The 14,167-nt window shown below is 66.0% G+C and carries 11 protein-coding genes and 1 pseudogene; 1 reads left to right on the forward strand and 11 read right to left on the reverse strand.

The genetic code is table 11. The features are described from left to right. The 3 genes from BN2156_RS06465 to BN2156_RS30655 form a co-directional block, all read right to left on the reverse strand. Positions 1-2,901, reverse strand: coding sequence for an MMPL/RND family transporter (locus BN2156_RS06465; protein ID WP_090511523.1), 2,901 nt, complete (start codon positions 2,899-2,901; stop codon positions 1-3). After that, positions 2,898-3,308 (reverse strand): MmpS family transport accessory protein, encoded by a 411-nt coding sequence (locus BN2156_RS06470; protein WP_090515570.1) that lies wholly within the window; start codon positions 3,306-3,308, stop codon positions 2,898-2,900. Before BN2156_RS06470 ends, BN2156_RS06465 begins: the two co-directional genes overlap by 4 nt. A 526-nt stretch (positions 3,309-3,834) precedes the next feature. Then, the gene (locus BN2156_RS30655; protein WP_159402819.1) at positions 3,835-4,785 is read right to left on the reverse strand and encodes a hypothetical protein; all 951 of its coding nucleotides are present in this window, start codon (positions 4,783-4,785) and stop codon (positions 3,835-3,837) included. A gap of 254 nt (positions 4,786-5,039) precedes the next feature. On the opposite strand from BN2156_RS30655, the gene BN2156_RS06485 reads away from it, so the two are divergent. Then, positions 5,040-6,335, forward strand: a complete 1,296-nt coding sequence (locus tag BN2156_RS06485; protein ID WP_090515571.1) for an adenylate/guanylate cyclase domain-containing protein — start codon at positions 5,040-5,042, stop codon at positions 6,333-6,335. Here the strand turns inward: BN2156_RS06485 and BN2156_RS06490 are convergent. The 8 genes and pseudogenes from BN2156_RS06490 to BN2156_RS06525 all read right to left on the reverse strand — a co-directional run bounded on the left by BN2156_RS06490 (position 6,332) and on the right by BN2156_RS06525 (position 13,981). Further along, on the reverse strand, positions 6,332-6,817 hold the full coding sequence (locus tag BN2156_RS06490) for a Dps family protein (protein WP_090511532.1): 486 nt from the start codon (positions 6,815-6,817) through the stop codon (positions 6,332-6,334). The genes BN2156_RS06485 and BN2156_RS06490 overlap by 4 nt on opposite strands. Before the next feature lie 59 nt (positions 6,818-6,876). Beyond that, positions 6,877-8,641: pseudogene (locus BN2156_RS06495) on the reverse strand (DUF2339 domain-containing protein). Positions 8,642-8,684: 43 nt separating this feature from the next. Further along, positions 8,685-9,338 carry a response regulator gene (locus tag BN2156_RS06500; protein ID WP_162490746.1) on the reverse strand — a complete coding sequence of 218 codons (654 nt, stop codon included), beginning with the start codon at positions 9,336-9,338 and terminating at the stop codon, positions 8,685-8,687. Then, the gene (macS, locus tag BN2156_RS06505) at positions 9,338-10,489 is read right to left on the reverse strand and encodes a MacS family sensor histidine kinase (RefSeq protein ID WP_090511537.1); all 1,152 of its coding nucleotides are present in this window, start codon (positions 10,487-10,489) and stop codon (positions 9,338-9,340) included. The genes BN2156_RS06500 and macS overlap by 1 nt, the downstream gene beginning before the upstream one ends. A 56-nt stretch (positions 10,490-10,545) precedes the next feature. Further along, the gene (locus BN2156_RS06510) at positions 10,546-11,403 is read right to left on the reverse strand and encodes a sulfurtransferase (protein ID WP_090511539.1); all 858 of its coding nucleotides are present in this window, start codon (positions 11,401-11,403) and stop codon (positions 10,546-10,548) included. 10 nt (positions 11,404-11,413) lie between these two features. Next, positions 11,414-12,166 carry an amino acid ABC transporter ATP-binding protein gene (locus BN2156_RS06515; RefSeq protein WP_090515573.1) on the reverse strand — a complete coding sequence of 251 codons (753 nt, stop codon included), beginning with the start codon at positions 12,164-12,166 and terminating at the stop codon, positions 11,414-11,416. Between the two features lie 17 nt (positions 12,167-12,183). Further along, positions 12,184-13,089, reverse strand: a complete 906-nt coding sequence (locus BN2156_RS06520; protein ID WP_090511541.1) for an amino acid ABC transporter permease — start codon at positions 13,087-13,089, stop codon at positions 12,184-12,186. 7 nt (positions 13,090-13,096) lie between these two features. Further along, positions 13,097-13,981, reverse strand: coding sequence for an ABC transporter substrate-binding protein (locus BN2156_RS06525; protein WP_090511544.1), 885 nt, complete (start codon positions 13,979-13,981; stop codon positions 13,097-13,099). Between the last annotated feature and the right edge of the window lie 186 nt (positions 13,982-14,167).

Raw genomic sequence — 14,167 nt, forward strand, 5'->3', positions numbered from 1 at the left:
TCAGCGCTCTTCCCTCTGCAGGATGGAACGCACAAGCTGGCCGCGGCCGGCTGTGCGCCGTGATGCACTGAGCGGCCGCGGGTGCACCCGCTGTGGCCACCAGAACCACCGCCCGAGCAGTGCGGCGATCGCCGGAGTCATGAATGCACGCACCACCAGGGTGTCGAACAGCAGCCCGACACCGATGGTGGCGCCCAGCTGCCCGATCGTGACGAGGTCGCTGACGACCATCGCCAGCATGGTGAACGCGAACACCAGGCCGGCTGCCGTCACCACCTTGCCGCTGCCGCCCATCGCCCGGATGATGCCTGTATTGATCCCGGCGCCGATTTCCTCTTTCATCCGCGACACCAGCAGCAGGTTGTAATCGGAACCCACTGCCAGAAGCACGATCACGGACATCGCCAGAACCACCCAGTTCAATGGCATACCGAGGATGTGCTGCCAGATGAGCACCGACAAGCCGAAGGCCGCGCCCAACGAAAGCGCCACCGTGCCAACGATCACGAGCGCGGCGATCAAACTCCGCGTCACGATCAGCATGATGCCGAAAATCAGACAGAGGGCTGCGACGGCAGCGATCAGCAGATCGTATTTGGACGCTTCCACAAGGTCTTTGACCGACGCCGCCGTGCCGGTGACATAGATCGTGGCATTTTGCAGCGGCGTGCCTTTGAGTGCTTCTTCGGCCGCGGTTTCGATCGGGCCGACCAGTGACATTCCCTCGGTCGTCGCCGGATCGCCCCGTTGCGATATCAGCATTCGAGCGGCTTTCCCATCCGGGGACAGGAAGATGTCCATGACGCGCCGGAAGTCCTTGTTCTCGAACACTTCCGGCGACAGATAGAAGGAATCGTCGTTCTGTGCGGCATCGAATGCCTTGCCCATGGCGGTGGCGTTGTTGGACGTCTCCTCCATTTGATCCATGATTCCGGACATGGTGCTGTGCATCGTCAGCATCATGGTTCGGGTGGATTCCATGGTCGAGATCATCACGGGGAACTGCTCGGCCAATTGCGGCAGGATCTCGTCGAGCCGATCCAGATTGGCAACCAGGTCAACCATCTTGACCGTGATCTGGTCAATACCGTCGAGCGTGTCGAAAACCGATCGTATCGACGAGCAGATCGGGATCGTGTAGCAGTGCGGCTCCCAATAGAAGTAATTGCGGATCGGTCTGAAGAAATCATCGAAATTCGCCACATGATCGCGCAATAGATTGGTTGTCTGTTGCAGCTCATGTGTATCGGCCACCATTTGGTGCGTCGTGGCGACCATCTCTTGCGTCAGCGCCTGCATGCGCTTGACGATGGCGATCGTTTTCTCCATGTCGGCGGCCTGCACCAGCAGATCGTCCATGCGGTTCTTCTGGAACGGCATCAGATGCGTCTGGGAGGCGTTGCTCATGCTGAGCATGAACGGAATCGTCGAGTGTTTGAGCGGCTCACCGCCGGGGCGGGTCGGCGCCTGGACGGTGGAAACGCCCGGCACGGACAACACGCCCTTGGCCAGCTTGTTCAGCACCAGGAAGTCGACCGGATTGCGCATGTCGTGGTCGGCCTCGATCAACAGGATGTCGGGGGCCATCATCAACGACTGGGGGAAGTGTCGAGTGGCCGCCGCATAACCCACATTGGCGGGGATATCTTGCGGGATGTACTTCTGGTCGTTGTAGCTGGGCTTGTAGGCGGGAAGCGCCAACAGTCCGATCAGCGAAACCGCACACGTCGCAACGAGTATGGGCCCGGGCCACCGAACGACCGCCGTACCGACCTTGCGCCAGCGGCGGACCGTGATCTTCCGCTTGGGCTCGAACAGGCCGAAACGGCTACCCACCGCGATGACCGCGGGAACGAGTGTCACGGCCACCGCGACGGCGGCGACCATGCCGACGGCGGTGGGAACGCCCAGGGTCTGGTAGACGGGCAGGCGCGTGAAGTGCAGACACAGAACCGCACCGGCGATGGTCAGACCGGAACCCACCACCACCTTCGCGACGCTGCGGAACGTCGTGTAGAACGCCGTCTCCTTGTCCTCCCCCGCCTGGCGCGCCTCCTGGTAGCGCCCGGTGAAGAAGATGCCGTAATCCGTTCCGGCCGCGATCGCGAGGGCGACCAGGAGGTTGACGACGAACGTGGTGATCCCGATGACCCCGAGGCTGCCGAGTAATGCGACAACCCCTCGGGCGACAGTCAATTCGATGGCGACGACCACCAGCATGAGAATGACCGAGATGACCGATCGATAGACGAGCAGCAACATCACGAAGATCACCGAGAAGGTCAGGGAGGTGACCAGCGCGACCGTCCGGTTGCCGGCGGGTCCCAGATCGGCGGCGAAAGCGGCGGGCCCGGTGACATACGCCTTGACCCCCTGCGGCGCCGGAATCCCCTCAACGATCGCCCGCATCGCCTCGAGGGATTTGATCGCCGTGATGTCCTGATTGGCGGTGAGCGTCACCTGTGCATAGGTGGCCTTGCCGTCGACGCTCTGCGCGGCGCCCTGGGTCAGCGGATCACCCCAGAAATCCTGGACATGCTCCACATGCCTTGTGTCGGCTTTCAACTGACGAACCATCTCGTCGTAGTAGCCGTGCGCCTCGTCACCGAGGGGTTGTTCGCCCTCCAGGACGATCATTGCGACAGCGTTCGAACCCGATTCGCCGAACAGCTCGCCCATCCGGTGCATCGCCTCGAACGACGGTGCCGCGGTGGGGTCCATCGCTACCGGGTGCTGTTTCTCCACCTGTTCGAGCGAGGGGACGGTGACACTCAGGATGACGGTGATCGCCAGCCACCCCAGGATGATCGGCACCGAGAGCCGGTGGACCATCCGCGCGATGAACGGCGGGCGCTCAGCTATCGGCAACGGCTCCGTTGCGGGTTCGCTGTCGGTACTCATGCAGCCTTCAGCACACAGAAGGTGAAGGCGCTGACCCCTTGCCGGACCTTCTCGTCTTTGACTTCATCGCCGACGAGGATGCGGCAACCGATGCTGTCGGTGTTGCCCTGCGCAGTGACGTTCCCCATCGCCGTCGCCTCGGAAATCGGGAACTCGACCGACCACGGCAGCGTCGCCTCCCTGACCACTCGCGGTTCGGCATCGGCATCGAAGTAACTGATCGTCGCTACCGTGCCTGGCGGCCCGAAGACCTCGTAGACCAGGTGTTTGGGGTCATGGGGCCGCTTTTCCTCGCGTTCGGCGCTGGTATACGCGGGGCGGCTCTGGCTGCCGAAGACACCGTGCAATCGCGACACAGTAAATCCGCCTGCAATTCCCACCACCACCAGCACTAGCGGAATCCACAGCCGCTTCAGGATCCTGAAAATCGCGCGTTCCTCCGACTGTCTCCCGTGTCGGCCCCCTGCCGGGTGCACAACATGCATTTGCAGATCGGATGCGAACAGTCGAGTCCCGAGTGCGGCGGCATCCCCGGCAACATTGTGCGCGAAGTCACCGCAAACGTACGGCGCGCCTCGATGAGCGCACCCGATCCCGAAGAGTAAACCATGCCGGTGCGTCAATATGGCGCAAACGAGTCAGTTCGCCGGAATCGGTTCAACGCCTTGACAATCCCTGTGACGCCCCACCCGCTGGCACACCAACCGGCGCCTCCGGTGAACACCGGCGTGCGGGGACCTCGGGGTCGCACCACGCCGCTCCGGAACTGGGAACTGGCTATGAATCTTCTATGAAAGGACCACGAAGTGCACCATTGCTGCGGTCGGCTCGGCGGATGCGACCTGGCGGGGATGAATCCATCCAGCGCACGCACCGGCACCGATCGCGCGCCCCGGAAACCAGGGTTCAGTCGCTACGAGTTTCCGACTGCGTTCAGGGCAGGAAACGGGCGATCTGTGGCGACGGCAGGGTCTGTGCGGCCCGGGCCTGGCGGAACCCGACCAGCCCGCCGGCCGCCGTCATCAACACCATGCCGCCCAGCCCCGGCAACACTGCGAACAACAGGTCGGACGTGCTGGCCGTACGCAGGTAGTCGGCGTAGCCGATCCGGAATGACTCCGGCACCGCGGGCACCGAAAGCGGCTGGGCGGCTGGAGGTTCGGACTGTGGCGCGGGAAGGCTCGGGCCGCTCGGAGCGGCGGGCGGGGCGCCCACCGGTGGAGCCGAGGGCACCGGGGCGGTGAGCACCGGAACGGCAGGGACGACCACGGGTACCGGAGCCACGGGAGCAACCGGTGCCGCGGGTGCCGCCGGAGCCGGGGCGGATGGAGCGGACGGCGCTTTTGGCGGGGCCGAGCGGATCACGATCTTGCGGCTACTCGGGGCGGTCGGCACGGGCGCGAGGTTGGGGGCCCGACCGATATTGCCGTTGGTGGGTGTTCCGCCGCCGCCTCCCCCACCGCCGGATACGACTGCCGTGGGAACCTCTGCGACCCCGCCGGTCACCGCAGCGGTGGGAGCCTGGGCCGCGCCGCCTGTCACGGTTGACGCAGTGGGGGCCTGCCCGGTCGCCGTGCCCGTCACGCCCACCGACTGCGGGGCCTGGTCCGTCGAGGACTGGCCGGCGCCCACTTTCGCCGTGGGACCGCTGGACGCCGGTGACCGGCTCGCACCGACCTTGGCCTTCGGCCCGGTGGACGCGTTGGGCCCGGTGAGGCCGCCACCGGAATTCTTCGCCCCACCGGTGCGCTGGTTGCCGATCTTGGCACTGTGGTCGGACTTCTTCTTTTCCTTGTGATCGAAGATGTCCAAGACGTCGAAGTCGATGCCGAACAGATCGGCCGAGGCCACCCCGGTGCCGAGCATCCCTGGCCCAACCACCATGGCGCCGCAAGCGATCGCACAGCCAGCTGCGGTGTTACGCATCCACGACCGGTCCACTACGAGATCCCCCCACAAGAGATCGGCGGCGCAACTGCCGCACTCAATGGAACAAGTTGCCATTGTGACATACCGACGTTTCGTCGGGTTTGCTGGACCATGCCAATGACAACGGCCCGGCCAATGTCGACCGGCCGGGCGGCGTGCGGCGATACGCTTTGTCCGTGGTGGTCGGCGAGTTCCGCCGCTCGGTGTGCATGCCCGAGATGGCGCTGAACAACCGCGTATCGGCCCGCACTCGGCACTACGCCGAGAGCGTGTCGAGCCGACTGCGCGTCCTGACCATTGCCACCTGGATCGCCGCCACCGTGTGTACGGGCTTCGGCATCTTCCAGTTGACGCTGGACGGACCGATGTGGCGATTCGGGTTCATCAACCTCGTTTCAGCAGGTCTGTTCCTCCTTGTGCCACTGCTGTACCGGTTCGGCGAGCTGATCGCACCCTTGACGTTTTTCCTGATCGCCTACGTATCGGTGTCCGTGATGTGCTTCGCCATCGGGACCGACTCGGGGCTTCAGTTCTATTTCGTGGTGGCGGCCGCGCTGGCGGTCCTGCTGCTGGGAATCGAGCGCATCGTGCTCGCGGCGTCGCTGTCGGCGATGGCCGTGGCCGCCACGATCGCGCTGGAGGTGTTCGGACCCGACGATCGCGGCCTGGGCCCAGCGTGGGCAATGACCGCGGGCTTCGTCATCTCCACGGTGTCCGCGGCGGTGATGGTGTTTGCCACGGTATGGATGTCGCTACGTGAGATCGCCCGCGCCGAGGAAGCCATGGAGGCCGAATATCAGCGGTCCGAGCAACTGCTGGCCAACATTCTGCCCACCACGATCGCCCAGCGGCTCAAGGAACCATCCCGCACCATCATCGCCGACGATTACGACGACGCCTCGATCCTGTTCGCCGACATCGCCGGCTACACAGAGCGGGCCAGTGACCTGACCCCGACCGACCTGGTGCGCTTCCTCGACCGCCTGTACACCGACCTCGATGCCCTGGTCGATCGGCACGGCTTGGAGAAGGTCAAGACCAGCGGTGACTCCTACATGGTCGTGGCCGGCGTACCCAAGCCGCGTACCGACCACATCGAGGCATTGGCGTGTCTGGCGCTCGACCTGGCCGATGCGGTCGCCGACCTCAAGGACCCGCGAGGACGCGCGGTTCCACTGCGGATCGGCCTGGCCGCCGGTCCCGTGGTGGCAGGAGTGGTCGGCGCTCGCAAGTTCTTCTACGACGTGTGGGGTGACGCGGTCAACGTCGCATCACGCATGGAGTCCACCGATATCGCCGGCCGGATTCAGGTGCCGCAGAACGTCTATGACCGGATCAGCCACGCTTTCGTGCTCGAGGAACGCGGCGACGTCGAGATCAAGGGCAAGGGGCTGATGCACACCTGGTACCTGGTGGGGCGCCGCGACGACGAGGAGGCGCGCGCCAGACTGGAGACTGCCAGTCCGGTGCGCACCGCCTCGGTCGTGCCGCCGGCCGGCGTCTAGACCTTGCGGTTCTCCGACTTGATCAGCCAGGCCAGTTTCTCCAGGCCGTCGATCAGCTGGTGCAGAATGTCGGCGGTGGTGGGGTCATGGGCATCGACTGCGTCGTGCACTCCGCGCAGGGTGCCGACCGTCGCGTAGATCCGCGTGGTGATCAGATCGACCACCTCGCCCGTGCTGCGCTCGTAGGCGGGGAAATCCGGAAGCGTCGTGCTCGCGACGACGGTGTCCGACCGTCCGTCAGGAACAGCATCCAGCGCGCGCATCCGCTCGGCGATGGTGTCGCTGCCCTCTCTGGCGAAATCGACCACCTCGTCGAGCTGCAGGTGCAGATCCCGGAAGTTCGTGCCGACGACGTTCCAATGCGCCTGCTTGCCCTGCAGGCCGAGCTCGATCAGGTCGACGAGGACCTGCTGAAGATGACCGCCGAGCTCCGGCGCGGCCTGGTAACCCTGGATATCCGATTCGTTTCGACGTGTACTCATGCCATGTGCAACAGCGCCTAAATTGGAATAAATCCAGATTAGCGATTGTGTGGTCACCCTCACACCGGATGTCGCTCGCTCACCTGGTCCTGCTGATTGAGCAGGCGTGCATACCCCGCGCCCATGCCCAGCAGCGCCAACCCGACGACGATGAACACGGCCACCCGGAACATCCCGTCGAGCGTTCCCAAGTCGAACAGGAACAGTTTGGCCATGGCGGCGACGACCAGTGCCATCCCGCCGCCGATCGGCAGCGACCGCTGCGCACGGGGGCGACGGGCCGCGTAGCCGAGCAGCCCGGCCGCCACCGCAATCCAGCAGATGGTTGCCGCCATGTGACCGCCGAAGAACCCGGCCCCGGTACCGCCCATGACGACACCGGCCGTGACAGTGAACGCCGTGACCGCATAGCCGGCTGCCACCGCCGCGGCCACCCACACCAGCCGGACCACCTCCTGATCCGCGTCACCGCCCACCGACCATGCCCACGAGATTGTGGCGGCCGCGGCGATCACCAGTACGCTGCCGACCAACACCGAAACCGTAACCCCGCCAGACGGTTTCGTCGCATGCACGAGAATGTCAGGGCTGGCGGAGTCAAAGTAGATCAGGCCACCGACCACGGCCAGGCCGACGGCGATCCACCGCGTCACCGCGCCTCGTCTTAATGAGACGGCGACCACCGGGCCCGGCCACCGGTCCGTCGAAGGCGACCAGCACGGCGATCAGCGCGGCAACCGCGGCGAGCACCGTCCACGCCTGGCGCACCACCGCGCTCAGCCCGGGTATGCGGTCACCTAGGGCCACGATCGCCACCAAAGCCGCGGCCAGCGCCGCCATCATGAGGGCTGCGAGAACACGGTCGACGGCGGCCGCCACGCTCAACAGCGGCAGCACGCCGCCCGCCGTGAGGACCGCCGTCGCCGCCGGCCTGGTGGTCCACCGCAGCACCAGCACCCCGCCCGCCAGCGCCAGCACAGCGGCAAGCCCGCAGGTCAGCCCGAGTACGACGTCATGCCGATCATCGAAGGAGGCCGCAGCCAGCGCGATCAACAACGGCAACGTCGCCGCCGCGGTGCGCGCGGCATACAGCCACAGCCAGTCCCGGCCGAACTGGACCGGCAGGGCGGCGGCCGACAGGGCCAGCATGAACCCGATGAGCAACAGGGTGACACCGTCGGTGACGACGGGCGCCAGGGCGATCAGCGGTATCAGGACCAGCAGGCCCAGCTGTTCGGAGTTCCAGCGCCGCGCCAACGTCAGGCCGCCGCCACCTATTGCCGCGGCCAGCGCCAGACCGACCGGCGCGGACACCCAGTCGTAGATCGTCGTCACGGCGATCACGTCGATGTATCCAGCGGCGATTCCGGTTGCGGCCAGGGCGATCGCACCGACGCGGCCGCCCGGGCGGCGGTAGAGCCACCACCCGGCACCGATCAGTCCGCCGGCCAGGACAGCGCCGGCCGCGACCCGGAATTCAGGTCGCAGAATGCCCGCTTGCGCCGCCAACACCAGTAGCAGCACCACTCCGGTGAGTGTCACGGTCACCCCGGCCACCGCGAGTGCCTTGCCGATCCAGCCCTCTGAACGTTCAGGACCGAGTGCGGGTGCGGGCCGGGGTGGCACGGAGACCGGCCCCGTGACCGACGGCCACGTCGTGGCCACCGCGGCAGGCGCAGGCAACGGAGGTGGCACCGGCGCCGGCGCCTGATCGACCATGCGGGCCAGCTCCCCCAGATCCGCTGACACCCGGTTCAAATACGCCGAGATCGCGGCCAGGTCGGAGGACATCCGGGCGATGACAACGCGATGAGGTTCGCTCATGCGGTCATCGTGGCAACAAAAAGGGCGGCCGTGATGAGTAGGACTACTCGTCGAGTCCGTGCTCGATGGCGTAGCGCGCCAACTCGACGCGGTTGGCGACCTGCAGCTTGCGGAACGTCGCCTGGACATGGTTTTCCACCGTCCGGTGGCTCAGCGAGAGGCGGGTGGCGATCTGCTTGGCCGTCAATCCTTTTGCCACGTAACGCAGCACCTCGGTCTCCCGCTCGGTCAGACTGGGAGTGGCCGGGCCGTCGTCCGGCCGTTGCGCGATCCGCCGGTATTCACCCAGGACCAGCCCGGCCAGCCCCGGGGTGAACACCGCACGCCCGTCCGCGGTGGCCCGCACCGCGTCGGTCAGCTCGGCTTTCGACGCACTCTTCACCAGATAGCCGGTGGCCCCGGCCTTCACCGCCTCCAGAACGTCGTCGCGCTCGTCGGAGGCCGAGAGCACCAGCACCCGCGACGACGGCGACACCGACAGCACCTCGGCGGTGGCTGTGGCACCGCTACCGTCGGACAGGCTCATGTCCATGACCACCACATCGGGCAGGACCACGCCGGCCCGCCTGCGCGCCGAAGCCACGCCATCGGCGGTGGCCACCACGTCGAACCCCTCGTCGGCGAGGTCACGGGCCACCGCGTCGCGCCAAATCGGGTGATCGTCGACGACCATCACGGTCAGTGCTGCCTCGGTCATCACTGCCCCTTCTCCATCGCGGTGCCACTCGGGCGGGGCAGCGTCAGCTCCCATTCCGTGCCGCAACCCGGTGCCGTGTGCAGCACGGCTTGTCCGCCCAGCCAATCCATGCGGCCCACAATTGATTTCGCGATACCCACATGGCCTTCGCCGACCGCCTCGGCCAGGCGCCCGTCGCCGATACCCACCCCGTCGTCACGGATGCTCACCGTCACCGAATCGCCCAGATCTTCCAACAGTACGAAGACCCGGGCGTCGGCACCGGCGTGTGCGGCCGCGTTGTCGAGGGCATTGCACGCCGCGGCGAACAACTCTTGGGCAGTTTCATGTTCGAGCAACACCGGCTCGGCCGGGAGGCTGACCGAGACCCGATCGGAGGCGCGGCTCCGCAGCAGCGCGCCGATGTCGGTCGCCCCGCCGGTGTGCACCTCCGGGTCGGGCGCGCTGACCAACCTGCGCAAGGCGCGCTCCTGCTCGCCCGCCAATTCAGCCAATTCGGCTGTCTCACCACCGATTTCGCGTCCGCGCCGGGATACCAAGGCCAGCACCTGAATGGCTCCGTCGTGCACGCGGCGTGACAACCGCTCCCGTTCCTCCAGCGACGCGGTCAGCCGCGCCGCGCGCTCCAACTCGGAGTGGGCACGGCGCGCGGTCTGGGCCGCCATCCCCACCGCGAGACCGACGGCCAATTCGATGACGATGGTGGCGTTGCGGCCCAGATTGACGCTGACGTAGCCCTTCAGCGCGGCCGCGGCGGCCATCACCGTCAGGCCGGCCGCCATACCTCCGACCGGGCCGAATTGCAGTGCGGCCGAAATGGTGGCATTCGTCGCCCACAACGTGGTGGGCCAGGACTGGTTGTCGGCGATCCAGTGGTCGGACGCCACCAGCTCGGTCGAGAGCATGAGCGCCAGGACCACCACGATCTCGGCGATCACCCACGCCGGGCGACGGCCGAAACCCTGCAGGTAGGCGATCGCGCACGCGATGCTCCAGGCGATCAGCACCGCACACAGCACGCCGGCCAGTACCGGACGCATCAGATCGTCGTTGATCGCGATCTGAAAACCCACTGCGTACAGACAGCTCAGCAGCCGGAAGATCTGCGCGGCACGCCACAACGGCGTGACCGGGTCCGGGCGGCGCTGCATGCGCCCAGCATAAAGTTGCCCAGCAGCGCCAGGGAGCACCGATCTGGCGCGTCGGGCTACCCGTCGCCCCGTGCCACGGGCCGGTCCGGATCAGAGGCCCACTCCGACCACGACCCGGGATACAGTGCCGCGTTCACGCCGGCGGCAGCCAGGGCAGCCACCGCCAGCGCCGCCGTCACCCCTGACCCGCAGTAGGCGCCGGCTTTGGCGCCACCGGCTATGCCAAGATCGGCGAGAAGCGCGTGAAGCCCGGCATCCGGGAGCAGTGTGCCGTCGGCGGAAAGCAACTGGGTGCTGGGCAGATTGACCGCCCCGGGGATGTGGCCGGCCACCGGGTCGACCGGTTCAGCGTCGCCGCGAAACCGTTCCGGCGCCCGCGCATCCAGCAGCACATCGACGCCCGACTGCGCCTGTTCGGCGGTCAGGGTGCGCAGTGCCCCGCGGTACAGGTCGTCGTGGATGACCTCGACATCACCGGGCCCGGGCGTGACCGGGCCGGATTGCAGAACCTCACCCGCCGCGGTCCAGGCCGGAAGACCTCCGTCGAGGATGCGGACGCCGTCGACCCCGGCCGCGGTCAACACCCACCAGGCCCGGGACGACCCGGCGCGGTTCCAGTCGTCGTAGACCACCGTCGGTACGCCCTTGCGCACGCCCCAACGGCGTGCGGCTGCCTGCAGGTCCGCCCCGGAGGGCAACGGATGGCGGCCACGGCCGGTGACCCGGTGATCGGACAGGTCGTCGTCCAGCGAGACGTAGACGGCGCCGGGAAGATGGCCGGTCAGGTACGCCTGTTCACCATCGGGCTCGGCCAATGACCAACGCACGTCCAACACGGTGACGGGACTCCCGGAGGCGATGTGCTCACGAAGTTCACCGGCAGTGACGAATACGCCATCTCGTGCGGAAGCCACGTAATCGAAGCTACATCACCTTCGACAGAAACTCCTTTGTGCGTGCGTGTTTGGGATTGGCCATCACCTCGCGCGGAGGACCGCTCTCCACGATCACGCCGCCGTCCATGAACACCAGCTTGTCGGCGACCTCACGGGCAAAACCCATTTCGTGAGTGACCACCACCATGGTCATGCCCTCGCCCGCCAGTTTCTTGATCACCGCCAGCACCTCACCGACCAGCTCGGGATCCAGTGCCGACGTCGGCTCGTCGAACAGCATCAGCTTGGGGTTCATCGCCAGTGCCCGGGCGATGGCCACCCGCTGCTGCTGTCCGCCCGACAGCTGGGCCGGATAGGCGTCGGCCTTGGCGGCCAACCCCACCTGGTCGAGCAGGTCCTTCGCCCGAGCCACCGCGGCTTCCTTTTTCACCTTCTTGACCCGGATGGGTGCCTCGATGATGTTCTCCAGCGCCGTACGGTGCGGGAACAGGTTGAAATGCTGGAACACCATGCCGATGTCGCGGCGTTGGCGAGCGGCGTCTCGCGGGGCCATCTCGTGCAGCTTGCCGCCGCGTTCGCGATAGCCGATCAGCTCCCCGTCGACGTAGAGCCGGCCGGCGTTGACCTGCTCGAGATGGTTGATGCACCGCAGGAACGTCGACTTGCCCGAGCCCGACGGACCGACCATGCACAAAACCTCACCCCTGCCGACGTCCAGGGTGACGCCCTTGAGGACGTGCAGGGCACCGAAGTTCTTGCACACGGTTTCGGCCCGCACCATCGGTTCGGCGGCAGCGGTCATGGATGCGGTTCTCCCATCTGCGCTTTGGCCAGAGCCTGAAGCTGTTTGGAGGTGAGCCTGCGCGACGCACCCCGCGAGAAGTGCCGCTCCAGGTAGTACTGCCCGACCATCAGGACGCTGGTGATCGCCAGGTACCAGGTGGAAGCCACCAGCAGCAGCGGAACCGGCTCGAACAATGCGACCCCGATATCTTTTGAGCGGCCGTACAACTCGAAGCTGTACGGCACGGCGGTGACCAGCGATGTGGTCTTGAGCATGCTGATGAACTCGTTGCCGGTCGGCGGGATGATGACGCGCATCGCCTGAGGAAGAACGGTGCGCCGCATCGTCATTCCCCACGACATGCCGAGCGCGACAGAGGCTTCGGTCTGGCCTTCGGGTACCGAGATCAGCCCGCCCCGGATGATCTCGGCCATATAGGCGGCCTCGTTCAGGCCCAGGCCGAGAACCGCCAGCCAGAACACATTCGGATCGGCCAGGCTGAACTCGAACAGCGTCGGACCCCACGGCACACCGAGCTGGATGTTCTTGTAGATCACCGGTACCAGGCCCCACAGCACCAACTGGACGTAGATCGGTGTGCCGCGGAAGATCCACAGATACGTCCAGGACACCGCCTTGAGCACCGGGTTCGGCGATAACCGCATCACCGCGAGAATCACGCCGAGCACCAGCGCCAAGACCATCGAGTAGATGGTCAGTTGCAGTGTGTTCCAGGCAGCTTCGGAAATCCGTTGGTCGAAGAGGTACTTGGCGTACGTCTGCCATCCGTATGCCTCGTTGGTGGCCGCGCCCCAGACGAACAGCCCGAGCAGGATGACAATGATCCCCGCCGCCACCCACCGCCACGGATGTCGCAGCGGGACCGCGTCGATGGCGGGCGGCGGCGACGCATCAGTCATCGGCGGCTCAGCTGACTGCACCGTTGATGACCGGCTTGTCGATCATCCCGTTCTCGGCACCCCAGTTGGTGGCCACCTGCTTGTACGCCCCGCTGTCGATGAGGTGCTGCAGTGCCTGCCTGAGGGATTCGGCCAGCGGCGAGCCCTTCTGCACGGCCCACCCGTAGGGAGCGGAATCGAAGATCTCCCCCGCGGCCTCCAACTTGCCGTCACTCTGCTTGATCGCGTAGGCCGTCACCGGCGAGTCCGCGGACATGGCGTCGGCCTGACCCAGCATGACCGCACTGGTGGCCGCGGTCTGGTCATCGAACTTGATGACATTGATCGTGGGCTTACCGGCCTCCAGGCACTTCTTGATGCGGGCCGGCATCTCTTCGGTGTCCTGCACGGTGGCCGTCTGCACCGCAACCTTCTTGCCGCAGGCGTCATCCGGGTTGATGCCCGCACCGACCTTCTGCGCCCACGCCGAGCCGGCCTTGAAGTAGGTGACGAAGTCGACCTGCTCCTCACGTTTCTTCGAGTCGGTGAACGAGGACATACCGACGTTGTAGTTGCCGCCCTGAACCGACGGAATGATCTTGTCGAACAGCGAGGCCCGGTACTCGGGAGTGAGGCCCAGCGTCGCGGCGATGGCATTCATCAAATCGACGTCGAAGCCGATGATCTTGCCGGCGGGGTCCTTGAATTCGTTCGGGGGGTACGACGGATCGGTGCCGATGATGAGCTTGCCGCTCGATTTGATCGGCTCCGGCAGGGTGTTGGCGATCGCGTCGACCTTCTCGGCCGACGCCGCGGTGGTCTCGGTAGCCGGCCCGCTGCTATCGGTGTTGGTGGCGCAGCCCGACATTGCCAGTGCGCCGCTGGCGGCGACCACCACCGCGAAACGCCACACCTTGCTTCGTCGGGGTTGACATCCAACTGTCACGATTGCCTCTTTTCTCTGTCTGCGGCTGTGGTCGGGCTATCCCAAATCGGAGACGTTAACGCCCTCCGGCCGGGGATGCAGCGCCGGTAACGGAACCTTAACGAGCATGCTTCGACGCCACAGCCGTACCGTAAAATCCGTGTTCAGGGCCGC

This window comes from Mycolicibacterium neworleansense, from assembly GCF_001245615.1.
GTDB classification, from domain to species: domain Bacteria; phylum Actinomycetota; class Actinomycetes; order Mycobacteriales; family Mycobacteriaceae; genus Mycobacterium; species Mycobacterium neworleansense.